Annotated in this window: 22 protein-coding genes; 2 read left to right on the top strand and 20 right to left on the bottom strand. The window is 51.7% G+C overall.

Annotation, left to right across the window (positions count from 1 at the left end; all coding sequences use genetic code 11):
• Window positions 1-333: 333 nt before the first annotated feature.
• Window positions 334-1,209 (bottom strand): nucleotidyltransferase-like protein, encoded by an 876-nt coding sequence (locus tag BM412_RS23695; RefSeq protein WP_091223896.1) that lies wholly within the window; start codon window positions 1,207-1,209, stop codon window positions 334-336.
• 143 nt (window positions 1,210-1,352) lie between these two features.
• On the opposite strand from BM412_RS23695, the gene BM412_RS23690 reads away from it, so the two are divergent.
• Window positions 1,353-1,727 carry a YgzB family protein gene (locus BM412_RS23690; RefSeq protein ID WP_091223895.1) on the top strand — a complete coding sequence of 125 codons (375 nt, stop codon included), beginning with the start codon at window positions 1,353-1,355 and terminating at the stop codon, window positions 1,725-1,727.
• 65 nt (window positions 1,728-1,792) lie between these two features.
• Here BM412_RS23690 and BM412_RS23685 read toward each other — a convergent pair whose 3' ends face one another.
• The 9 genes from BM412_RS23685 to BM412_RS23645 form a co-directional block, all read right to left on the bottom strand.
• Window positions 1,793-3,517, bottom strand: coding sequence for a glycosyl hydrolase family 18 protein (locus BM412_RS23685; RefSeq protein WP_091223893.1), 1,725 nt, complete (start codon window positions 3,515-3,517; stop codon window positions 1,793-1,795).
• Between the two features lie 122 nt (window positions 3,518-3,639).
• Window positions 3,640-4,074, bottom strand: coding sequence for a Fur family transcriptional regulator (locus BM412_RS23680; RefSeq protein ID WP_090983210.1), 435 nt, complete (start codon window positions 4,072-4,074; stop codon window positions 3,640-3,642).
• An 83-nt stretch (window positions 4,075-4,157) separates the two neighbouring features.
• Window positions 4,158-6,068 (bottom strand): DUF4097 family beta strand repeat-containing protein, encoded by a 1,911-nt coding sequence (locus tag BM412_RS23675; RefSeq protein ID WP_091223891.1) that lies wholly within the window; start codon window positions 6,066-6,068, stop codon window positions 4,158-4,160.
• Window positions 6,069-6,172: 104 nt separating this feature from the next.
• A complete protein-coding gene (gene gatB / locus BM412_RS23670) occupies window positions 6,173-7,615 on the bottom strand; it encodes an Asp-tRNA(Asn)/Glu-tRNA(Gln) amidotransferase subunit GatB (RefSeq protein WP_091223889.1) in 1,443 nt (480 codons plus the stop codon).
• A gap of 34 nt (window positions 7,616-7,649) precedes the next feature.
• The gene (gatA, locus tag BM412_RS23665; RefSeq protein WP_091223887.1) at window positions 7,650-9,107 is read right to left on the bottom strand and encodes an Asp-tRNA(Asn)/Glu-tRNA(Gln) amidotransferase subunit GatA; all 1,458 of its coding nucleotides are present in this window, start codon (window positions 9,105-9,107) and stop codon (window positions 7,650-7,652) included.
• Window positions 9,108-9,143: 36 nt separating this feature from the next.
• Window positions 9,144-9,431 carry an Asp-tRNA(Asn)/Glu-tRNA(Gln) amidotransferase subunit GatC gene (gene gatC, locus BM412_RS23660; protein ID WP_091223885.1) on the bottom strand — a complete coding sequence of 96 codons (288 nt, stop codon included), beginning with the start codon at window positions 9,429-9,431 and terminating at the stop codon, window positions 9,144-9,146.
• A 100-nt stretch (window positions 9,432-9,531) separates the two neighbouring features.
• Window positions 9,532-10,518: an ABC transporter ATP-binding protein gene (locus BM412_RS23655; protein ID WP_218163178.1), complete on the bottom strand. Its 987-nt coding sequence runs from the start codon at window positions 10,516-10,518 to the stop codon at window positions 9,532-9,534.
• A gap of 33 nt (window positions 10,519-10,551) precedes the next feature.
• Entirely contained in the window at window positions 10,552-11,367 is an 816-nt protein-coding gene (locus BM412_RS23650; protein ID WP_091223880.1) for an ABC transporter permease, read from the bottom strand.
• 6 nt (window positions 11,368-11,373) lie between these two features.
• Window positions 11,374-12,138, bottom strand: coding sequence for an ABC transporter permease (locus BM412_RS23645; RefSeq protein WP_177246049.1), 765 nt, complete (start codon window positions 12,136-12,138; stop codon window positions 11,374-11,376).
• Window positions 12,139-12,372: 234 nt separating this feature from the next.
• Here BM412_RS23645 and BM412_RS23640 point away from each other — a divergent pair, with 234 nt between their 5' ends.
• Window positions 12,373-13,242: a hypothetical protein gene (locus BM412_RS23640; RefSeq protein ID WP_091223876.1), complete on the top strand. Its 870-nt coding sequence runs from the start codon at window positions 12,373-12,375 to the stop codon at window positions 13,240-13,242.
• 527 nt (window positions 13,243-13,769) lie between these two features.
• On the opposite strand, the gene BM412_RS23635 is transcribed toward BM412_RS23640, so the two are convergent.
• From BM412_RS23635 to BM412_RS23585, 10 genes are all read right to left on the bottom strand, one after another.
• Window positions 13,770-14,150 carry an ATPase gene (locus tag BM412_RS23635; RefSeq protein ID WP_091223873.1) on the bottom strand — a complete coding sequence of 127 codons (381 nt, stop codon included), beginning with the start codon at window positions 14,148-14,150 and terminating at the stop codon, window positions 13,770-13,772.
• Window positions 14,151-14,248: 98 nt separating this feature from the next.
• Window positions 14,249-15,037: an ABC transporter permease gene (locus tag BM412_RS23630; protein WP_091223871.1), complete on the bottom strand. Its 789-nt coding sequence runs from the start codon at window positions 15,035-15,037 to the stop codon at window positions 14,249-14,251.
• Complete coding sequence (locus tag BM412_RS23625) at window positions 15,034-15,981, bottom strand: ABC transporter ATP-binding protein (RefSeq protein ID WP_371264852.1); 948 nt, start codon at window positions 15,979-15,981, stop codon at window positions 15,034-15,036. Before BM412_RS23625 ends, BM412_RS23630 begins: the two co-directional genes overlap by 4 nt.
• A complete protein-coding gene (locus BM412_RS23620; RefSeq protein WP_371264851.1) occupies window positions 15,978-16,184 on the bottom strand; it encodes a PLD nuclease N-terminal domain-containing protein in 207 nt (68 codons plus the stop codon). The genes BM412_RS23625 and BM412_RS23620 overlap by 4 nt, the downstream gene beginning before the upstream one ends.
• A gap of 200 nt (window positions 16,185-16,384) precedes the next feature.
• On the bottom strand, window positions 16,385-16,771 hold the full coding sequence (locus BM412_RS23610) for a DUF5345 family protein (RefSeq protein WP_091223867.1): 387 nt from the start codon (window positions 16,769-16,771) through the stop codon (window positions 16,385-16,387).
• Entirely contained in the window at window positions 16,764-17,309 is a 546-nt protein-coding gene (gene sigY / locus BM412_RS23605) for an RNA polymerase sigma factor SigY (protein WP_256256543.1), read from the bottom strand. Before sigY ends, BM412_RS23610 begins: the two co-directional genes overlap by 8 nt.
• 184 nt (window positions 17,310-17,493) lie before the next feature.
• Window positions 17,494-18,822, bottom strand: coding sequence for an LLM class flavin-dependent oxidoreductase (locus BM412_RS23600; RefSeq protein WP_091223865.1), 1,329 nt, complete (start codon window positions 18,820-18,822; stop codon window positions 17,494-17,496).
• 19 nt (window positions 18,823-18,841) lie between these two features.
• Window positions 18,842-19,852: a GNAT family N-acetyltransferase gene (locus BM412_RS32945; RefSeq protein WP_091223863.1), complete on the bottom strand. Its 1,011-nt coding sequence runs from the start codon at window positions 19,850-19,852 to the stop codon at window positions 18,842-18,844.
• A gap of 58 nt (window positions 19,853-19,910) precedes the next feature.
• Window positions 19,911-21,062: an amidohydrolase gene (locus BM412_RS23590; RefSeq protein ID WP_091223861.1), complete on the bottom strand. Its 1,152-nt coding sequence runs from the start codon at window positions 21,060-21,062 to the stop codon at window positions 19,911-19,913.
• A 36-nt stretch (window positions 21,063-21,098) separates the two neighbouring features.
• On the bottom strand, window positions 21,099-22,109 hold the full coding sequence (locus BM412_RS23585; RefSeq protein WP_091223859.1) for an LLM class flavin-dependent oxidoreductase: 1,011 nt from the start codon (window positions 22,107-22,109) through the stop codon (window positions 21,099-21,101).
• Window positions 22,110-22,120 lie beyond the last annotated feature (11 nt).

The following is a 22,120-nucleotide window of genomic DNA, read 5'->3' as shown; positions in this document are numbered from 1 at the left end:
TTCGCTTGGTAGCTCATTCAAAAAACTAGCTTTGCGAAACGTTATGTTTCGCGATTTATAACCATTTGACTGGTCGCTCATTGTTCAGTTTTCAAGGAACAAATACTTCTTGTTTTGTGCGCCCATGTCTCAGCGGCGACTTGATTAATATATCACATCCGGTCATTCAAATGCAAGCTTTTTTTTATTTCTTTTTTCTTACTCGCTTGCCAGCATGATGCTGTTTCATGTTTGCCTCGGAGGCGGTAATAAAGAATTTATCATATGCCAGCACAGTACGTCAAGCATTAATTCATAAAAAAATCGCGGGCATATTGCCCGCGATCGATCCATCTAAGAAACACTGTGATATCGCAGTTCCAATGCTTCTGTATCCCCCAGCAGCGGCATATAAGCAACCTCTCGAATATAGCCGCGCATGACCAACTTTTGAAGAAGCAGCGACAAATCCAAATGCAAGTCCATCAGGTACGGATGAGTTTGCAGCTCCATCACGCTCCATGGCTCTTCACGACTGCCGAGAATGGAGAACAGCAGTCCGCAGGACGATTTCATTTTGCTCATAACCGAGAACTCGCAAGCCAGCAATACCAGCTGTACCCGCTTCTCGAGCGATTCCGGCGAAATGGTAAGCTCTTCATATAGTTTATAGATGCCGGGATTGAACCGCCTCATCTGGCGCCAAACCGTCAGCTCCGGATGCACGCCTTCTTCAATAAACGCAATATGCGCCCAATGATGAAGAGCCGTTAGTACATTGGAGTAAGCATCAAGCAAATTGTTGTCCTGCAGATCCTGCTTAGCCTGCAGATATGAACGAATGAAATGGGAGAACTCCACCAATTCCTTCTGTCCGCGCAAGGATGCCGGGAAAGAAAGCAAGCTTTCCCTGAGGTTGAACAAGTAATTGTCTCGATCCACCAGGATCTCCCCCCGAACAAGCCATTGTATGATACTGCGGTTCTCGCCGCCTGCTGTCCATTGCTCCAGCATTGCAGGTGTCACGGTACGGATTTGCACCCGATCTTGGCCGATGCGTACAAGCTCGATACCTCGGTTCGGGTCGTTCTGCGTAGAAACAACCAGAATCAACAGATCCAATCCGTCGATCATCGGATTATACGGAACCGGGTTCTCGATGGCTGCTAAACTGATCAGCGCCTCATTATGTTCAAAAAATGTTTTAAAATGTGCCTTTATATGTTCCACGGTCTATCCCCCATATAGCTTCATGCTGTTGTTTAAGCTATAATGATTTCGCAGTTGTTTATACTCTTGTTCGACAATGTACGCAGGTTTTCCTGCCTATGGTCTTAGAAAACCGTACGTAAATGTCAGAAAGGATTTGTGATATGTTCGGAAAATCGAGTAAAATCAATGAATTTCGGCTCTGGGGCCTTATGTTCACACTGTTTGGAATGGGTCTTATGATACTGGGTACTGCCGGGATTGTTTTCTGGGGACAAGCCGGTAAAGTATTCGCAGGCATCTTTATGGTCATCGGCATGATCGCCATGCTGGCAAGCGTAGGCGTTTACTTCTGGGCCGGCATGCTGTCCACGAGCGCCGTTATCTTGAATTGCCCGGAATGCGGTAGACACACGAAGATGCTAGGCAAAACAGACCGCTGTATGTATTGCAAAACAAAGCTGACGCTGGATCCTAATCAGGCAACTGACTTGGATGATACGGAAGATAAAGAAGAAATTACTCAGCCCCAAGCCTAGAATATGCGATAATAGAAATGCCCTTCGACCGGTTTCAGCCGGCGAAGGGCGTTTTTGCATTATGATTAGGGAAGCTTAGTCAGGGATTGATGAATGATTGCCCAAATATCATCGGATTGGAATTGACGCTGCCATGTTGCGACGCCCGCAATACCATACTTCTTCGCTAATGCGGTTCTTGCCTTTATAGAAACCCCGTCCTCGATCCAAATTCGCTGAAGCGCGCCGCCATCCTCGTATTCCACGTAATTCTGTCCGGAATCAGCGTCAAAAGTCGGCTTAAGCTTACGTTCATTAATAATCGACTTTACGGTTTCCATTCCGAGCGCCTTCGAGCTTACTTTGACCTTGCCGGAATCGTCTTTCTTCTCTGTCCATAGCCGGGCATAGAGCGGCATGCCTAATACGATTTTGTTGGCCGGCACTCCATCTTCTTCGATAATCCTCGAAAGCGACTGCTCGGTCCATGGTAATGACGCAACCGAGCCTGATGTAGGACTGGAAGCCCAATGCTCATCGTAGGCCATGATCATCATATAATCGACCACTTTACCCAGTGCCCCGCGATCAAGGAACAACGACCACATTTCACTGTTCGACTTAGGCGTTACGTCAATCGAAACGACGACATTCTGCTCATGCATGATCGGCGTCAGTTCCCGAACAAATTGAACCAGGTTCGCTTTGTCTGACGTATTCACATTTTCAAAATCAAGATTGATCCCTTTCAGCTTGTACATCTGCGCAAATGCAGCAAGCTGATGAATCATCTGCAAGCGAGTGTCGGCCTTGGCTAAGGCAGCGGTCGTCCGTTCCGGCTCGAAACCATTGCTGAATACCGCCCACACTTGCATGCCTCTGTTCTGAGCCCATTTTACATAATGCATATCGGCTTTGCTTCTGATATTACCTTCGCCGTCCAGAAGCTCGAACCAGGTCGGTGAAACGACGTTCACACCAGGCATTTCGCTGATCTGATCGGTGTCAGGCGCTTTCTCGTAGACGGCTTCCCACGTTAGATTGATTTTGCTGCCGACGACTTTCCACGCTGTGAATGGTGCCGGTTCAATTTGATGTTTGATTTGTTCGGTTTCCGTTAATTCAATATCCTGTTTCCGGACATAGCCCAAAATACCGTCTATACTCTGAACCGTGTACCATCCGTCCTTCTCTCCCCAAATGCGCACGATATCGGTATTCGCGAGGCGATCTACGATCGGTTCCTTAATGGTTGCTCCGCGTCTAATGACCGCATCGTCATGTACAACTCCGCGTTGAACCGCATCTCCTGCACGCAAAATGGTGATAATATCGTCCTGTGCGTTATATTCGGCATGAAGGCCATAAAGTTCTTCGAGCGGCGTGATGGGCAAGTAGACGGCATCGTCCTTCACCTGTGCCGCGATGCGCAGCGGATAAGGTTTCTTATTGATGGTAGCCGTTAAGGCGTTTGTTTTCATCCGCAGCACTTTATTCGCGTTCGTTAGAACGATCGAGCCGGTCTTGGCTTCATAATACACTTCTTCCTTAAGTCCCAATTGATCATGTATGAAGCTCAAGGGCAGACTAATGATATCCTGATTGACAAGTGCGTTGCCTTCGGCCACTTGGCCATGAAACAGTATCGGGTGCGCTGCACCGTATTCCGGTTTAACTTCTGTATTATTAGGGGCAAGACGCTGCCATCCGAGCCACATGCCTGCTGCTGCAGCTACGATTCCGCTGGTTAGCACTACCCATTTCAACCAGCCGCCGCTCTGTCGTCTTGGCCGCATTCGTACGGTTTCCACTTGTGAAGCGCTCCTCTCCAAGTTAAGCTAATCCACTGATGTGGTCTCTTCAAATAAAAAACGCGCATGATGGTGAGCTTCCTCTACCCCTGCGCGTTTATTTGTCTTTCAATCATCGTTAGTTAATTAGTGTGCCGCGCGGAGCAATCTGCGCAATATCCATAAATCTCCATCCGATGCCCCTCTACTTTAAAGCCTGTTTCTTTGGAAGCCGCTGCTTCCACATCCGTTAGAGGCGGATAGTCAAAATCAACGATCGTGCCGCATGAGCGGCAAATGGCGTGATAGTGATCGGTCAGGTCGGCATCAAATCTGCTTGAATCATCGCCGTAGGTCAATTCGCGAAGCAAGCCCGCATCGACAAACAGCCTGAGATTATTATAAATGGTCGCCACGCTCATACTGGGAAAAGAGGGCGAAAGTGATTTATAAATTTCGTCAGCAGTGGGGTGAGTCATGGAATGCATGAGAAAGCTTAAGATTGCATGACGCTGCGGGGTCATTCGTACGCCGGTACTTTTTAATTGTTCGAGCGCCTGCTCAACGGTCGCACCCATGCCCAACACGTCCTTTCTGCTTTTGTTAGAACCATTGTACGTGGATCGTTTTCGTTTTGTCAATGAAAGCGGGAATCATTTTATCATTTGTAACGATTTACCTGAATGCTGCTGTTCGCATCTATATTGATCCTGTAATTCGCTGTTCCGATGCTGCCGCGGATCGTTTTCTTACTGATCGTCAGCGGTAAATCGCTTGATACCTCGCCAAACGTAGCCGAACCGTTAACGGAATAATTGCCATATAGAGGAAGCGATACCGTGATCTCGCCAATGGAGCTGTCGATGTCCCAGTCGCCGCCGACTTGGGAGCTCGCGATTCGGATATCACCATTGAGGGTATCCGCTTTGATTGCACCGGCACCTTCTTTAATGATGACCTCACCGTTCTTCGTATCCGTATCGATATCCCCTGTAACTTGCTGCAAGTTGATACTGCCGCTAAGTGTAGAAGCTTCTATTGCGCCAGTCACATACCCTGCTTTGACATCTCCGTTGTAGGTGCTCAGCTTCGCATCGCCTGTCAGTGTTGAAACATCGATGCTGCCATTCTTCGTTTCCGCCTTCACCGAGCCTGTCAGTCCGTGCAGTGCGATCGAACCGGTTGTCGCTTTGATGGTTAGTCCTCCCGGCAAGGATAATCCTGTTACATCAACAGATCCGTTCACAATTTGAATCGCAAGCTCGGATTGAAGATATGTGATCTGCGGACTGGTTGAATCATTCGATTCGGGCTGTCCTGCACCTGTAGATTCGTCTACTGCAGGAGTTTGGTCAGTCACTTCGGAAGTGTCGACATGCGAAGCATCTGTCGATTCGTTGGTGCCTGTCAATTCAGCGGGATCTGTTGGCTCCACGGGGATGAGCTTCCCAAACGCAGACTCAGCGGGTACGGTTACTACTATATTCATACGCGGCACACGATCGCCATTAGCACCATACGGATGACCTTTTGCCTCGATTTTCAGTTCATCCTCGCCGCTGACCGTAATTTCAGACTTGCTGGCCGTATCATCCGCTTCAGTTTGTTCGGCTGCATCTACCCACATCACGGATTCAACCGTCAGCTCGTTCACGTTCCCCTTTTTGACGGTAACTTTGCCATTGGGATTCACAATCTCGATACCTCTTGTATCATACGTAATTGGCGCGTGCAGGGTTTCCTTAGCGTAACGGAATCCCTTCTCTTCCCCATAGGCACTGGTTCCGGTCAAATTAACTTTAAATTCATCCAGCCAGCGAAATGGCATCGAAGCGAACTGTGTCACGCCAAAAGCGGTAACCGCTATAAGTGCAGCAAGGAACGTGCCTCCCAGATCAAAGGACGGTCGTCTGGAAGCTGTGCGATACACAAGACTCATGATAACGACTTCAATTCCCAGTAGGACAAAAGCAGCGGGCCACCATCGCCCGATCAACTCCATATCGTTGCGATCTCGAACTTGGTCCCAGAGCAATAATGCTCCTACCGTGATCATCACTGCCGCCGCAGTGAATCTCCCTAATTTAAACATCGCACTATTCCTCCTTGACGCAAATCCGATCGCCAGTACGAGAAAACCAATTCCCGGTGCATAAGTGCCTATCGTATCTACGATCGATTGAAAGACGACAGGTGCTTGGACAAACACAAGCAAGAGAAAGGCAAGTCCAATGACGGCAATCGCTTGCACAATCGTACCTATTCCTAAACGCGGCGACTCTTCCACAGATGAATTCATTGCAGCTTCTCGCTGTTTGGCCGCCAGCTGGAGCGTATCGAAAACACTGTAGAACCAAAAGAACGGCAGCGCCAAGCCTAAAAAGATGATGAGCAGCGCGTATTTCCCTCCGCCTTCGTCGGCAAAGCGAATCATTGCCGCGATATCGGTCAGTGTGCCAAGCAGCAGCAGCATGCCTGTTAAATGCCGTCCCAGCGCAAGATGTCCGCCGCCAGGTATTAGAAAGGCGAGCAGCGACGCAAGCAGTGTACTTCTTCGAGATGATTCACGCATGAGATGGATGGCACCTCCCGGCTGTTCTGGATTACAAATATTGTATCATAATTTCCCGCAGCAAAAGAGGCATGTCCGCGGTATGCCGGACATGCCTCTTCTTGTTATTGATTCAAACGATCAAGCAACAGCTTGTTAACAAGCGCGGGATTCGCTTTGCCCTTCGTTTCTTTCATCACCTGGCCAACCAAGAAACCGATGGCTTTCTCTTTGCCGGCTTTGAAATCTTCGACGGATTGCGGATTGCCGCTTACGATGCGGTCAACCACTTCTGCGATTGCACCTTCATCGCTAATTTGAACAAGGCCTTGCTCTTCCACGATTTGCTGAGGACGTTTGCCTGTTTCGAGCATATCTTTAAAGACGGTCTTGGCGATCTTGCTGCTGATCGTGCCCTTCTCCATCAGACCGATCATCTCGCCTAGTCCTTGACCTGTCAGCTTGATATCTTCCAGCTCCAAGCCGCCGGCATTCAAGTAGCCAAGCAGATCGCCCATGATCCAGTTGGATACGGCTTTCGCATCCTTCGTGTATTGAAGGCTTTCTTCGAAGAAATCAGCCAGCTTCTTAGACGAAGTGATAACACCCGCGTCGTAGGATGGGAGACCGAATTCAGCCGTATAACGAGCTTGGCGCGCATCCGGCAGTTCCGGAATGGATGCCTGGACACGTGCCTTCCACTCTTCATCGATGTGGATCTGCACAAGGTCAGGGTCCGGGAAGTAGCGATAGTCATGCGCTTCTTCCTTGCTCCGCATCGAGAACGTTTTGCCTTGCGCTTCATCCCAGCGGCGCGTTTCCTGAACGACCTTGCCGCCGCTGTCGAGAATATCGGCTTGGCGCATTTGCTCATACTCGAGACCGCGCTGAACACCGCGGAAGGAGTTCATGTTCTTCAGCTCGGCACGCGTGCCGAACTGCTCTTGATCGTAAGGACGCAGACTGACGTTGGCATCGCAGCGCAGCGAGCCTTCCTCCATCTTCACATCGGATACTTCACAGTAGAGCATGATGGCTTTGAGCTTCTCCAGGTAAGCCTTCGCTTCTTCCGGCGTCCGGATATCCGGCTCGGAAACGATCTCGACAAGCGGCGTACCGACACGGTTAAAGTCGACCAGCGATGCAAAGCCGCCCTCGACATGCGTCAGTTTGCCCGCATCTTCCTCCAAGTGGAGGCGCGTAATGCCGATGCGCTTGGTCTTGCCGTTCACTTCGATGTCGATCCAGCCATGCTCGCCGACCGGCTTGTCAAATTGCGAGATCTGGTACGCTTTCGGAGAGTCCGGGTAGAAATAGTTTTTGCGATCGAATTTGCTGATGTCGGCAATTTGGCAGTTAAGCGCCATTGCGGCTTTCATCGCGAATTCAAGCGCCTGACGGTTCAATACCGGCAACACGCCTGGGTGTCCGAGACAGATCGGACATGTATGGGTATTCGGCGGGGCGCCGAAGGAGGTGGAGCAGCCGCAGAAGATTTTACTCTTCGTATGGAGCTCAACATGCACTTCCAGCCCGACAACCGTTTCGTAAGTGTTCGGTTCAAACATCGTTTAGCCCTCCTGCTTGATTGGCATCCGAGATTTATAGCTGCGGACGCTGTTTATGATGCTCAGTATGCTGCTCGAACGCATGCGCGGCGCGAAGCACCGTGCGCTCATCGAACGCTTTGCCGATAATTTGCAAGCCAATAGGCAGACCGTCTGCGAACCCGCAAGGCACGCTGATTGCCGGGATACCGGCAAGGCTGACCGGAATGGTGCAAATATCGTTCAAGTACATGGTAAGCGGGTCGCCAACTTGCTCGCCGATACGGAAAGCAGGAGTAGGCGCAGTCGGCCCGATGATGAGGTCAAAGTTCTGAAACACGTTGTCAAAATCTTGTTTGATCAGCGTGCGTACTTTCTGAGCCTTCAAATAATACGCATCATAATAGCCGGAGCTGAGTGCATAAGTCCCGAGCATAATACGGCGCTTCACTTCCGGCCCGAAGCCTTGGCTGCGGGATTTGCGGTAAAGCTCAAGCAAATTATCCGGATTCTCGGCACGAATGCCATAACGAACGCCGTCAAAACGAGCGAGGTTGGACGATGCTTCGGATGAAGCGAGCAGATAGTAAGTCGCCACCGCGTATTCCGTATGCGGCAGGGATACTTCTTCCCATGTTGCGCCGAGGCTCTCGAATTGTTTCAGTGCGGCAAGCACCGCTTCTTTGACTTTCGGATCGATACCTTGACCAAGGTATTCCTTCGGTACACCGATGCGAAGTCCTTTGACATCGCCGTTTAATGCGCCGACATAGTCCGGAATTTCAACGTCAGCCGAAGTGGAATCCCCTGCATCGTAGCCTGCAATGGCTTGCAGTACGTAAGCAGAATCTTCAACGTTCTTCGTAAGCGGACCGATCTGATCGAGCGAGGAAGCGAACGCCACCAGACCAAAACGCGAAACGAGGCCGTAAGTGGGCTTCAAACCGACGATACCGCAGTATGCCGCCGGCTGACGAATCGAACCGCCGGTGTCGGAGCCAAGCGCGAAGTAGACTTGTCCTGCCGCAACGGATGCTGCGGAGCCGCCGCTTGAGCCGCCCGGTACATAATCCGTATTCCACGGATTACGCGTTGGGCGGAAGCTCGAATTCTCGTTGGAGCCGCCCATTGCGAACTCGTCCATGTTCAGCTTACCGATCGTAACCGATTGAGCTGCATTCAACTTCTTCATTACTGTAGCGCTATAGATCGGATCGTAATTGCGCAGAAATTGGCTCGCACAAGTCGTGAGCAAGCCTTCCGTCACGATGTTATCCTTGATGCCGGCCGGCAATCCGAACAGCAATCCTTGCTCTTCGCCAGCGGCCAAAGCATTGTCAAGCTCAGCTGCCGCGGCGCGCGCGCCTTCTTCATTCAGCGTCAAGAACGCTTGTATGGAAGCATCGGTAGCTGCAATTCGCGAATACGAAGCATCCACCAAATCGCCTACCGACAGCTCTTTCTTCTTTAATTGGTTATGTACTTCCTGTAGGCGTAAGTCAAAGAGTGCCAACAGCCGTTCCTCCCTTCGGTATAAACCCTCACACTATTATTCAAGAACAGCCGGCACTTTGAACTGGCCGTCTTCATCATCCGGCGCATTTCGCAGTGCAGTCTCGTTCGTAACCGACTCGCGAATGACGTCGTCACGCATGACATTGTGAACCGGCAGCACATGGCTGGTTGGTTCCACGCCGTCTGTTTGCAGCTCGTCCAGCTTCTCGGCATATTTAAGAATCGCGTTCAGCTGACCTGTAAACTGCTCTTTCTCTTGCTCAGAAAGCTCCAGTCGGGCCAAATTGGCCACATGCTCGACGTCTTTGATGGTTATGCTCATTGTCTATGGTCCCGTCCTTTCCATCCATTTTGCACACATTCTACCTATTATAACGTAAGCCTGCATTTAAACTCAATGAGAATGCTGAATGCTAATGCGCTTAAGCAGGTGAGGAGCTGCGGTACATTTCCCGAATCATATCCTCGATGTCAGGCTCCTTCACGCTGAGATCGACAACCGATAGCTTGGCCGATAAACCGCTGATCAGCTCGGATGCGGAAATATCGCTTTTGTGGAATCGATAGGTCAGCTTTAGTCCCTCTTGTTTGATCAGCTCCGCACCAGGATGCTGCAGGGCTGATGGCTCCGGAAGCTGGCTCAGATCGAGTACGAGCAGCCGATATGGCGCCATGCGCAGAATCAGCTCCGATAATGGCCCGTCTTCGACCACTTTACCGTGATTGATCACAATCAGACGTTTGCACAGCTGTTCCACATCATCCAGATCATGCGTGGTCAAAATAATCGTCGTGCCGCGTTTCATATTCATTTCTTTGATAAACGTTCTGATGTTCTGCTTAGCTTCGACGTCCAGCCCAATGGTGGGCTCATCGAGAAACAACACGGATGGCGAATGCAGCATCGCCGCCGCCAAGTCGCCTTTCATTCGCTGTCCGAGCGACAATTGCCGTACGGGTGTATTGATCAGTTGATCGATGCCGAGCACGTCATGCATCATCGCCAAATTCGTCTTAAAGGTATCGTCATCGATTCGGTAGATGCGCTTCAGCAGCTCGAACGTTTCGCCAAGCCGCAAATCCCAATAAAGCTGCGTGCGTTGCCCGAAGACGACGCCAAGCTGTTTGACGACGGACTTCCGATTTTCCTGTGGCGAAATACCGCCGATTCTCACCGAGCCTGAGGTCGGATGAAGGATGCCGGTCAGCATCTTAATGGTCGTCGATTTGCCCGCTCCGTTCGGGCCTAAGTAACCAACCATCTCACCCGGCTCGATCCGAAAGCTGATTCCATCCACACCGCGCACAATCGTTTTCTCCGGCCGGAACAAGCTCTGAATGGAGCCGCTAAGACCGCTCTTCTTCTTAATAACCGTGTATTCTTTGACGACATTCGTCAGTTCGATCATCTGCACGCATCCTCTCTCTCTGTCCGCGACCCGCTATGAGCCTGCGCTTTCATATCTCTTCAGTCCACTTTGGAAAATAAAATGACACAGCGCAAAAATAAGAAGCCCGACAACAGGCGTCCAAATCGCCAGGCCGACAGGGAATGTGAATCCGTCCTCTTGACCGATAAAATCCGAGGCCGGATAGAAGCTGATAAACCCGATCGGCAGAATGAAGGTCAGTGCCAGCTGAATCAGTCTTGGGTATAAGGAGAGCGGGTACATGGTCGTCCGTTCCATCGTAGCCAAGGTGAGTGAAACGAGCGAGCCGCTGCGTTTGGTCCAGAATGCTGCCGAGCCCATTATCGTACAGATCGATGCGCGGATGAACATCCCGCCGATAACGACCCCAAGAAGCTTCAGCACATTGATTACATGCCAATCAAAACCGATCTGAGCACAGCCGTAGAAGAAAATGAGAAAGCCGGGAATGAGATCGATGAAGCCGATAAAGTTCACGTAGTTGACGACAAATTGAAAAAAGACGTTCATGGGGCGAAGCAGCATTCGGTCGAAATCACCGCGGATAACCATGTTATCGATATGCCAAGTCTGAATGAAGAATATAACGGACAAGCCGTGGCTCAGCAGACCTAATCCATATAGAAAAGCAAGCTGCGGGAAGGTCCAACCGGCCAGCGCTTGAAACTGCTCCACCATCAGCTTCAGCACCCATACTCCGCTGATATACTGCAGGGGAATCATAAGAAACCAGCTGACCAAGAACAGCGGATATTCCAATTGACGCTGAACGGCTAATTTTGCAAAAAAGTAAGCGACGGATGCATGATAACGAATAGCGGTAACCATGACGGATTAACCTCCTTGAATGAGCGTGACACGCTGGGCACGCTGCCACACGACGTACGCGATAAAGGCGAGCACCGCAATCCAAACCGCTTGAATAACAAGCGCCGTTCCTGCCTGCGCGTATGAGATTTTGCCAATATAAATCGAAAGCGGAGTTTGGTACATGTACTGGAAAGGAAGATAGCTCGACACGGTCGCCATCCAGCTGGGGAAGAACCAAATCGGAATAAGACTGCCGGACAGGATTCGCACGATCGCATCCTTGACGATGCCGAGGTTACCAAGCTCTAAGACCCAGAATGAGATCATGCCGATAATAGCTCCCATGAGCCAAAGCAGCAGAAAGCTCAGCATCAGGCTTGGTATAAAGAGTAGAAATGCAACTAAGCTGACAGGCATCGGCGGGGTAAACAGAATGGAAGCCAGCAGAATTAGCGGGATAGCTTGATTGACGAGCGCGCTGACCGTGGTGCCAAGATCCTCTGCCAGGAACATGCCCAGCAGATGGATGGGTTTAATGAAATCGGTCGCGATTTGCCCCTCCCGGACCCGGTAGTACATATCATTTTGAACATTGACTGATAGTACAGCCCCCATCACAACGGCTAAGATGGCATAGACGATCATTTGATCCTGGCTCACATCTTGCACGGAACCGATTCCCCGGTAAGCCGCCTTCCAGAGAAATACAGACGCAAGCAGCATGACCGCATTCGAAGCCATTCCGGTGAACACTTCGAACCGGTAAGCAATCGTCGTTAAAATTCTCATTTTGAAAAAATAGTAGTAAGCAGACATGCAAGCCCCCCTTCCAACCTTGTCCAAGAATTGGATGTTTTTGTTATAGGATAACGTCACCGTTGCGATTTGGGCAATAACTAAATGTGAAGGAAAACTTCATCTGGGGCTAATGGAGCTTTTACGATACTTTCAGCTTTCTTTAAGGTTGCCTGCCCATACTGGGGAATGTAACCAAGCACACCTATATTCAAGGAGGAACAAGTAATGAACAAAACGATGAAAGCTCTCGGATTAACGGCCGCAATCGCGGTTATGATTCCACTTAGCGCCTATGCCGCAACAAACACATCGACAACTGCAGACAGCACGAAGTCCACTACCACGGCTACATCTACGGCAATAATCGGACAAGGACCCTTTGCTCTTGGCGGAAAAGGCGAAGTGATGAAAGTGCGTGCCGGCGGATTCTTCAGCCAAGAGGTTTTGGATTTGCTCAAGCTGGATATGAAGGCGTTGAAGGAGAAGATTGATGCCGGTAAAACATTGGCTCAAATTGCGGAAGAACAAGGCGTCACGCGGGATCAGTTGAAGGTGACGATGACAGCGGCATTCGAAAAGCAGCAGGCCGAGGAGAAAAAAGCGTTCGATGAGAATCTCGATAAATCGCTGGATGCCAATATGAAAGATAACATCGGATTCGGAAAAGGCGGCGAACGGGGCGGCAACTTCAAGATGGAGTTCAAGCGAGGCATTCACGCCGAGGCAGCTGACTTCAGTGCATCCGCCAAGGTGCTTGGTCTTAGTAATGAGGAATTGAAGACTGCGTTGAGCGGAGGCAAGTCCCTTGCTGACTTGGCCAAAGAGAAGGGCATCGACGTTCAGAAGTTAATTGATGCGCAGAAGCAGGCTATTGTGGACAATTTGAATGCCGCTGTGAAAGCCGGCAAGCTGACTCAGGCCGAGGCCGATAAAGAGATCGCTAAGGCAGCCGATATCGCCACACGGATCGTGAACGGGAAAATGGACAAGAAAGTACATACGATCAAAATCGACCGTAATGCTGCGAAGCAAAATGCCGGCACCAAGGCAGATACGGGTACATCGGCGGCAGCGTCGCCTGATACGGACGCTTAGATATTGAACGAATGGCACAGGGGGTATCCCTGTGCCATTTGTTTGTTTGGGGTGGCGCGGGGCGCCGGGGGCAGGACGAGTGGTCAGATGCGGAGCCCCAGGTGCGCGCGAGGTGGGGAAGAGATGGGCTGAGAGTTCCGAAATCGAACTCTCAGTTGTTTAAACTAGCTAATATCCCTCTCGCTGTTTCGTGAGAGTCTCAAATTTGAACTCTCAACGTCGAATCAGGAGCAAAAGAGAACTGAGAGTTCCTAAATCGAACTCTCAGTTGTTTAAACTAGCTAATATCCCTCTCGCTGTTTCGTGAGAGTCTCGAAATTGAAAACTCTCAACGTCCAAACAGGAGCAAAATAGAACTGAGAGTTCCGAAATCGAACTCTCAGCTCTAAACTAAAATGTTTGGGCTCATTAAGCGGCTATGCCGACTGCCCATTGCTAAGCAGCTCCCTCTAAGAACATGAAAAGCCTCCATCCGATAACTCGGATGGAGGCTTTCTCTGTATAAACAGGCTTCGTTCACGCTAGCGTTAGATCCACGCTTTAAGATGGACTTGGCGAATAAACTCTTCGCGCGTCTGGGGTTCGCCCTCGACATCTTCTTCTTGCAATGGTTCTTCCCCGCCGTTCATGATGCGGTGAAACAGTTCCGCATTGTGCGTCGCCAGCGCAAAGTCGATTAGCGCTTCGCGCTCCAAACGGTCGACCTCTTGCTTAATCAGCACTTCCTCCAGCTCGATGTCAGCGGCGGGCACGTAGAAATTCCGGTTCGCCTTCGGAACCCGGATCACATAATCGAACGCGTTATCCGCATTGCGATCATAGGCAATTATATAACCATACTCCCCAACCGGGAGGGTCTGTTCAAATAAGTCCGATATAATAATGATACGTTGGCCAAGCTTATACATTAGCGTCTCACTCCTGTCACCAATAACCGTACTCTATGACTCTACTCTATCCTACTAAAATTCAGTAAGGAAGTCCAATAGATGAGAATGGTTATTATTTATAGCGTATCCAGTGACGGACGACGACGCAGTGACCAAGCGGCGATAGTCATAATGGCAAGCATGATTCCGATCGCGATGCAGACTGCCGGCCACGGGCTGCCTTGCCCGCTTGGCAATACCGCGAACTGCGCGTAGGCAAGCTTCGGCAGCATGCCCGGGCTGGCCGAGAGCGCGTGCGGGAACGCGGAGGCCGTCAGCGCGAGCACGGCCGCTGAGCCGAGCGCGCATGCCGCCGCCGCTGCCCCGCTGCGCAGCAAGGCGCTAAACAGCAGCGTGAGCGAGCCCGCGAAGCTCAGCCAGAGCATGAACAGCAGATAGGCATAGAGGCTGCTCTGCCAGTCTACGGTTTCAAACAGTGCCGCTGTATAATACCACGCGGCGCCGAAGCCGCCTGCGAATGCGAGCGTGACGAGCACCAGCATGGCAGCCCATTTGGCCGAGACGAACGAGAGATATGAGATCGGCTTTACTAGAATCATCGCGGTCACGCCATTCGTGCGTTCCGCGGAAATGCTCCCCATGACCGATAAGGCAATCACCAGCAGCCCCATCGTGTTGAACTGCTGCAAAGTTTGCGCCATTACTTCGGAGGCTAAAGGCTGCGGAATTGAAATGATCGCTCCTTCCGGGAGATTACCGGCGTGCGCAAGAATATCCGGAAGAAAATAGGTGGAGAGTGGCTGCATCGCGCCAAATAATATATAGACAAGCGGCACCCAAACCAGCTTGTAGCTGCGGATCAGCTCTGTCCATTCTTTGCCGAAAAGCACAAGCCACCGGTTCATACGTGCTGCACCGCCTTCATAAATAAGTCCTCCAGTGTCGTCGAGCCGAATTCCACCTTGGTCACGGGTATTCCGCGATCCAGAAGCTGCTGAAGAACGATCCTTCTGGCTTCGTCGATTCGGTTATTCTCGATACGAAGCTTAGCTGAGTTCCCACCGGGCTGAAGCTCCGCAGAATGAAACAGCTGCGACGTCGATACAAGCGAAACCCACTGCGACAATGCGGTTCGCGCTTCACCGGTGTTCTCGACCTCAACTACCATCACCGGCTCACGATTAGCCGCACGTATATCCTCAATCGCCCCGCTGATAACAATACGGCCGCTCTTCATAATAAGCACGTCGTCGCACAGCTCCTCGGCGTCATGCAGCACATGCGTGGAAAATAATATCGTCGTCTCGTGCTTCAGCTCCCCAAGCAGCTGCATCACTTCGCGGCGTCCAATCGGGTCGAGCGCAGAAACCGGCTCGTCCAGAATGAGCAGCTTCGGCCGGTGAATAAGCGCCTGCGCCAGGCCGAGACGCTGCTTCATCCCGCCGGAATACCCGGCGATTCGCCGCCTGCCTGCATCGGCAATGCCGACCCTCTCCAGCAATTCCGCGCTGCGGGAAGCTGCTTCTCGTTTCGACAAGCCGCACAATCCCGCCGCATAACGAAGAAATTCGGCGCCGGTCATCCAGCCGTGAAACGCCGGTGTTTGCGGCAAGTAACCGATAAGCGCGCGATGGTCATCGCCGGGCTTTAGATCGCGGAACCGGATGTTCCCTGACGATGGTTCCAGCAGGCCGCTAAGGATACGAATCGCCGTTGTTTTGCCCGCTCCGTTAGGACCGAGCAATGCAGTGCAGCGGCCTTCCCCAAGCGTGAAACGAATGTCCTGCAGCGCGGATGTCGCTCCGCTGAATGTCTTGCTAAGTCCCTCAACTTCAACGAGTCCCATCATGACGTCTGTTTCCTTCCGATGAGGAAGAACAGCACAGGGCCTATAATATTAACGAAAATAATAAGGAGCACCCACATCCACTTCGGCCCTCTTGTATCGGAAGCACGCACGCAAGCGACGAGTGCCGTTACCATCAGAATGAGCTGAACGAGTGCGATCGGCAAAATAATGGCCATAAGCTGTGATGTCGATAATTGATCCACGTTTGCAATCCCTCCTTCTTAATAGTTCCTTCGCTTCGCCCAGTTCACTCGAACGATCAGCAAGTAACATAGCAAGGGCATCGGGAACTGAATCAGTCCCCATATCCCCCAAAACCATGGATATCGGCTCCGTTTCTTTGCATCCTTAAACAGCCAGGAGGATTGGCACACCAATAGACCAACGACAGCGACTACTAATGCTATTTCCCATCCGACCATCTTGGACGCCGCCCTTCTTTGCCTTTGATCATGAATAGGAAGACAAATACTGCCGCAGCCGCAAAAGCTAAAATTTGGATAACCACGAATACCATGACGCTGCTCAACCACAGCAGCAGCAAGCCGCTAAGCACGAACGCGCTGACCAGCCAGAACAATACCAGCTCCCGCCGATAGCGGCTGTTAAGCTCCTTCTTATGTTCACGAACCAAGTTCGTAATCGATTCGACAGATGGAACAGCCGGCTGTATAGAGCGATCCCATTCTTCCAGATGAACGCCGAGCATCTGCTTAATCTGCTGCTCCTCTTGATGATCGCCGATATCCCTTTTTTTCTTGCCTTGCTTACCGTCTTCGTCTCTATTCATCCTCGTCAAGCTCCTTCCTCAGCTGTTTCAGGCCGTTATGCAGCCTCGACTTCACCGTACCGACTGGAATGTCGAGCCATGAGGCAATTTCCTCGTAAGCATAGCCATAATAATATTTGAGCAAAATAGGCACACGGATCTCATACGATAACTCACCAAGCGCATCGAGAGTATGCGGCCATTCCTGCTGCTGCATCGCAGCATGAAACCGTATGGATTGCAGCGCCTGCTCTTGCGTCTGCCACTTCTGCTCTCGCTGCTGCTTGCGCATCTCGTCGATATAGCGCCGGGTTGCGATCGATATCAGCCATGTTGAAAATTTGCTTTGCTGCCGGAACATGCCGATCTTCTCAATGGCCTTCAGCATCGTATCCTGCACCAAGTCCTCGGCCATCGCCTTGTTCATGGTTACTTTCAGCATATACCGGTATAACAAGGTGTAATGGCTGCGCAGCAGGGTCGACAGCGCATGATCGTCGCCGCGAACTGCCCGTTTCACCAGCTGCGCTTCATCTCCCAGCTGTTCCATCCCGATCATCGTGTTCTCCTCGCTTGCTGCCGAATTTCAGCCTCTTTCCTTCAGTCTCGCCAATATGACGCTGAAGGTTGCTCTTTTGTTCACTTGCTTCTCAAAAAAAACTTTCTCGCATCCTCATCAAATTATAAAGCGAATGCAGTGCCAAGACGCAGCAAAGGCCATCCGCTTGGATGGCCTTTCATTATTAATTCACTTTAGCCGCGGCCGAATACCGATTCTCCGGCACCGGCAACCCCAGATTTCCGCGTAACGTATCCGATTCATATTCCGTCCGATAGATACCGCGTTCTTGGAGAAGCGGTACGACCGACTCTACGAAATCGCGCAAGGCGTCCGGTGTCGGCGCGTACAGAATAAAGCCGTCTGCCGCTTCCTCTTCATGCCAGCGTTGGAGCAAATTAGCGACTTTCTCAGGCGTCCCTATGAACTCGCTGCGCGGCGTCGCCGTGCGAATCGCCACTTCGCGCAGCGTCAAGTTATGTTCGCGCGCCAATTGCTTGATTTTATCCGTTCCGCTGCGGAAGCTGTTTTTGCCGAGTTCCCCCAGCTCAGGGAACTGCTCGTCAAGCGGATATTGGGAGAAGTCATGGTGATCGAAAAATCTTCCGAGATATTCGAGCGCCTTATCGATCGTCACCAAATTCGCGTATTCCAAATACTTACGCTCGGCTTCCTCTTCCGTCGATCCGATGATGGGTCCGACGCCCGGTAAAATCACGATATCATCCCGCGAGCGGCCCAGCGCGACTGCGCGATCTTTGACATCCTTATAGAAGGCCTTCGCTTCTTCAATATTTTCATGCCCGGTGAATACGGCATCCGCGCTGCTTGCAGCCAATTTCCTGCCGCTCTCGGACGAACCGGCTTGGAAGATCACCGGATGTCCCTGTTTGGAACGCGCGATATTCAGCGGTCCTTGCACGGAGAAATACTCCCCTGTATGATCGAGACGATGCATTTTGGAAGGGTCGAAAAATACGCCGGATGCTTTATCCCGAACGAACGCATCGTCTTCCCATGAATCCCACAAGCCGCGTGATACCTGCAGAAATTCTTCGGCGATCTTATACCGTTCATCATGCGTCGGATGCTCGGGTTTCCCGTAGTTTTTGGCCGAGCCTTCAAGCGGGGAAGTAACAACGTTCCAGCCTGCGCGTCCTCCGCTAATATGATCAAGGGAGCCGAATTGACGTGAAACGGTAAAAGGTTCGCTATACGAAGTCGATAGTGTGCCGACAAGTCCGATCTTGGAAGTGACCGCCGCAAGCGCGGAAAGGATCGTAATCGGCTCGAATCGGTTTAGAAAATGAGGGATCGATTTTTCATTAATATAAAGACCGTCCGCGATGAAAACGAGATCGAACTTGCCCGCTTCAGCTGTTTGCGCTTGTTTCCGGTAAAATTCAAAGTTCACGCTTGCGTCCACGGGTACCTCCGGATGCCTCCACGCGGACACATTGCCGCCAACCCCGTGAATGATTGCGCCTAGTTTCAACTTTTTGCTGTTCGCCATGTCTAATTCCTCCCTACGTTTAGGATTGTAATAAAGCCGATTCCTTCAGCCGAAGCCGGTAGCTCTTGACTAAGATATCTCCATTCCGAAACTCCTTATCGAATGCTCTCTCGAATCCCAACCGTTCGTATAACCGAACCGCGGAATCCATAAGGTCCGATGTATGCAGATAGAGCGTGTCAGCTCCCCAATCCAGTGACAACTTAGCGCTCTCGCGGATGAGTTCCGTTGCGATTCCTCGTCTACGCGCTTGCCGACTTACGCCCAGCAGCCGAATAATTGGACTGTGAATTTCTAAACCCGGCGCTCCGTATGCCGACTCCGACGACTCATAAATGAACACGCTGCCCATGATTTGTCCATCCAACTCCGCGACGAGCCTCGACTTCGTCGTCGGGGAATCGATGGCCTGCAAAATATTTTCTTTATACTGCTCCCAGCGTGCGCTATCGAGCGTAATTTCATATTGTTGATAGGCATCTAACAGAACTTGAACGACCGCATCGCGATCGGAAGACCGCGCCTGGCGAATGATCACTCTATTTTGCGAGTCTGATTCTTCCTGCTTAATTCTTGCAATCTGACCCAAATGGAGCTGAACATGAGAAATGAAAGACTGGACAATGGCAGCGATCGTTACGCTTTCCCCTTTGAAATTAATCCCCGACTTGTTCCAATCTTCGATCGTCAGACGGTGAAACAATAACCGGTTATAGTTCAGAAGGTGGTTATAGAACGTCAAGATATCCGCGGCATTTCCCTCGTTCGTCTTCTGCCCCGCTACCCAGCGGTCCTGATTGAACGCAGGCAATTGCACCACAGAATCGGACAAAATCTCGCGAATACGAAACGATACGACGATATTGTGGTCGGCCAAATGGCCGAGAACTTCGGTAATGCTCCATTTATCTTCTGCCGCCTTCCAGCGCAATTGCTCATCGGACAGCCCTTCGATCGCTTGCTGCAGTTGTTCGTAAGTATGCAGGTAGTGGTCGATTTGAACGAGATCTTGCAGTTTGCTTTGACTCATCGTAACTCTCCTCCTTGTGGTACGCCTCTCTCGCAATCAAGAGAACCCGTGTTCAAACTTAAACCGTTATTGAGCGAAGAGCATTCACTGCCAGCGCCTCGAAAAACAAAGCGCCGATCGACAACGCGCGTTCATCCGCGTCAAAAGCAGGATGATGCCACTCTTGCGGGCCGGATGTGCCTAAGAAAAAGAATATGCCCGGCGTCTCCTGCAAATAGAAAGCAAAGTCTTCCCCGGCCGGCGACGGCGCGGGCTCCACGACCGTCAAACCCAGCGATTCGGCAGCCTTGGCGGCTCGCTCAGCCCAGGCCGGATCGTTCACGACGGCAGGCGGGCCGCTAATCCACTTGACCGTCGCTTTCGTACCGAGCGCTGCTCCTACACCGACGACGACTTGCTCGAACCGCGTGCGCACGCGATCGCGGACTTGCTCACTGAACGTGCGCAGCGTGCCATCGAAGACGGCTTTGTCCGCGATAACGTTCCAAGCCGTTCCGCTGTTCAAGCGAGTCACGCTGATGACCGCGCTATCGAGCGCGCTTACGTTTCGGCTGACAATGGACTGCAGCGCCGTAATAATATGGGCGGAGGCGACGATGGGATCAAGTCCCGCTTCCGGTACGGCGGCATGCGATCCGCGACCTTCAACGTCGACGACGAACCCGTCCGCCGCTGCCATGATCGGCCCGCCTTTGATGCCGATCGTGCCTACCGGCAAGTTCGGCTTGTTGTGCAAGCCGAACACTGCTTGCACGCCTTCGAGCGCTCCGCTTGCGATGACCTGCGAAGCGCCTTTCGCCTTCTCCTCAGCAGGCTGGAAGATCAGCCTTACCGTCCCTTCCAGCTCCCGCTCCCGCCGTTTCAATAAAAGCGCCGCGCCGAGCAAGACGGCCGTATGAAAATCATGGCCGCAGGCATGCATGACGCCGGGGACTTTAGAAGCGAAGGGCAACCCCGTTTCCTCTTGAATCGGCAAAGCATCGATATCCGCGCGAATGGCGATGATCGGCCCTCCGCGATAACCGCCTACCTCAGCGACAAGCCCGGTTCTCAGCGGATAATCCGCGATACGGATATCCGACTCCGCAAGCCAGGTGCGAAGGATCTCCGTTGTCGCAAACTCTTCATTAGACAGCTCGGGATTCGCATGCAAATGACGTCTATAAGCAACCAAACGCTCTTGGAGCTTGCCCTCTGACTGAATATTCATTTTCGTTTTCTCTCCTCATTCCCAGCAGCGTTAGCGTTAAACCGGCTGTTCCTCGAAGGCTTCCTTGAGCAGCTCGAAGCTCCTTACTCGCTTGGTGAAGTCGGGGATGATCGTCGTAAAGATCAGCTCATCCGCGTCATACGTATCGCGAAGCTCCGACAGCCGCTTCCTAACCGTGTCTTTCGTCCCCCTCGTAATGTCCGCTTCGCGAATTTCAGCCGTGTACGTCTCGCCGGCTTGCTTGGCGAATTCCTCTGCCTGCTCGAGCGAACCGACATTTACGACCTTGCCGCTAGCCAGCGTAACCCGAACGTTCTTGAAATGACCGGCGAGCTCGGCAGCCTCTTCTTCGGAATCCGACACGATGACGGACAACGCAAGGATGGCATAGGGTTCGCCCCCATGATCCCTATTGAAATGTGCCCGGTAGATCTCAAAGGCCTGTCGAGCCGCCTCCGGATCGTTGTTGATGAATAACGCGAAGGCGTATGGATACCCTCTCTCGGCGGCCAGCTTTGCGCTTGCAATGCTCGTGCCGAGCAAATAGATGTCAGCAGGCTGTACCGGCAATGGGTTCGCTTGAAGTCCCGCAAGCACATGGTCTTCACCGAACGAGCCATGGAGCAATTGTTCCAGCTCTTTCAGCTTGCTATCGAGCGATTCGGATTCGCTCAAGCCTTTCTGCAGCGCCTTCGTGGAACGAGGCAAGCCGCCCGGCGCGCGTCCGATGCCTAGATCGACCCGTCCAGGCGCCAACGAGGCCAGCACGTTAAAGTTCTCCGCGACTTTATAAGCACTGTAATGCTGCAGCATGACGCCGCCAGACCCGACACGAATCGTGTTCGTGCGAGCGAGCAGATGCGAGATCAGCACCTCCGGCGATGCACCGGCCATCTGCGGAGAATCATGATGCTCCGACACCCAGAAACGTTCGAAGCCAAGCTTCTCCGCCAATTGAGCCAGCTTGATCGTATTGCCCAGCGCTTCCGCCGGCGTCTGTCCGGGGAAAACGATGCTTTGGTCCAAAATGCCGAATTTCAATGTCATGTATCTTCCAA

The sequence above is a fragment of the Paenibacillus sp. BC26 genome (assembly GCF_900116125.1).
Classification (GTDB): domain Bacteria; phylum Bacillota; class Bacilli; order Paenibacillales; family Paenibacillaceae; genus Paenibacillus_Z; species Paenibacillus_Z lignilyticus.
This window is presented reverse-complemented; position numbering and strand designations above follow the sequence as displayed.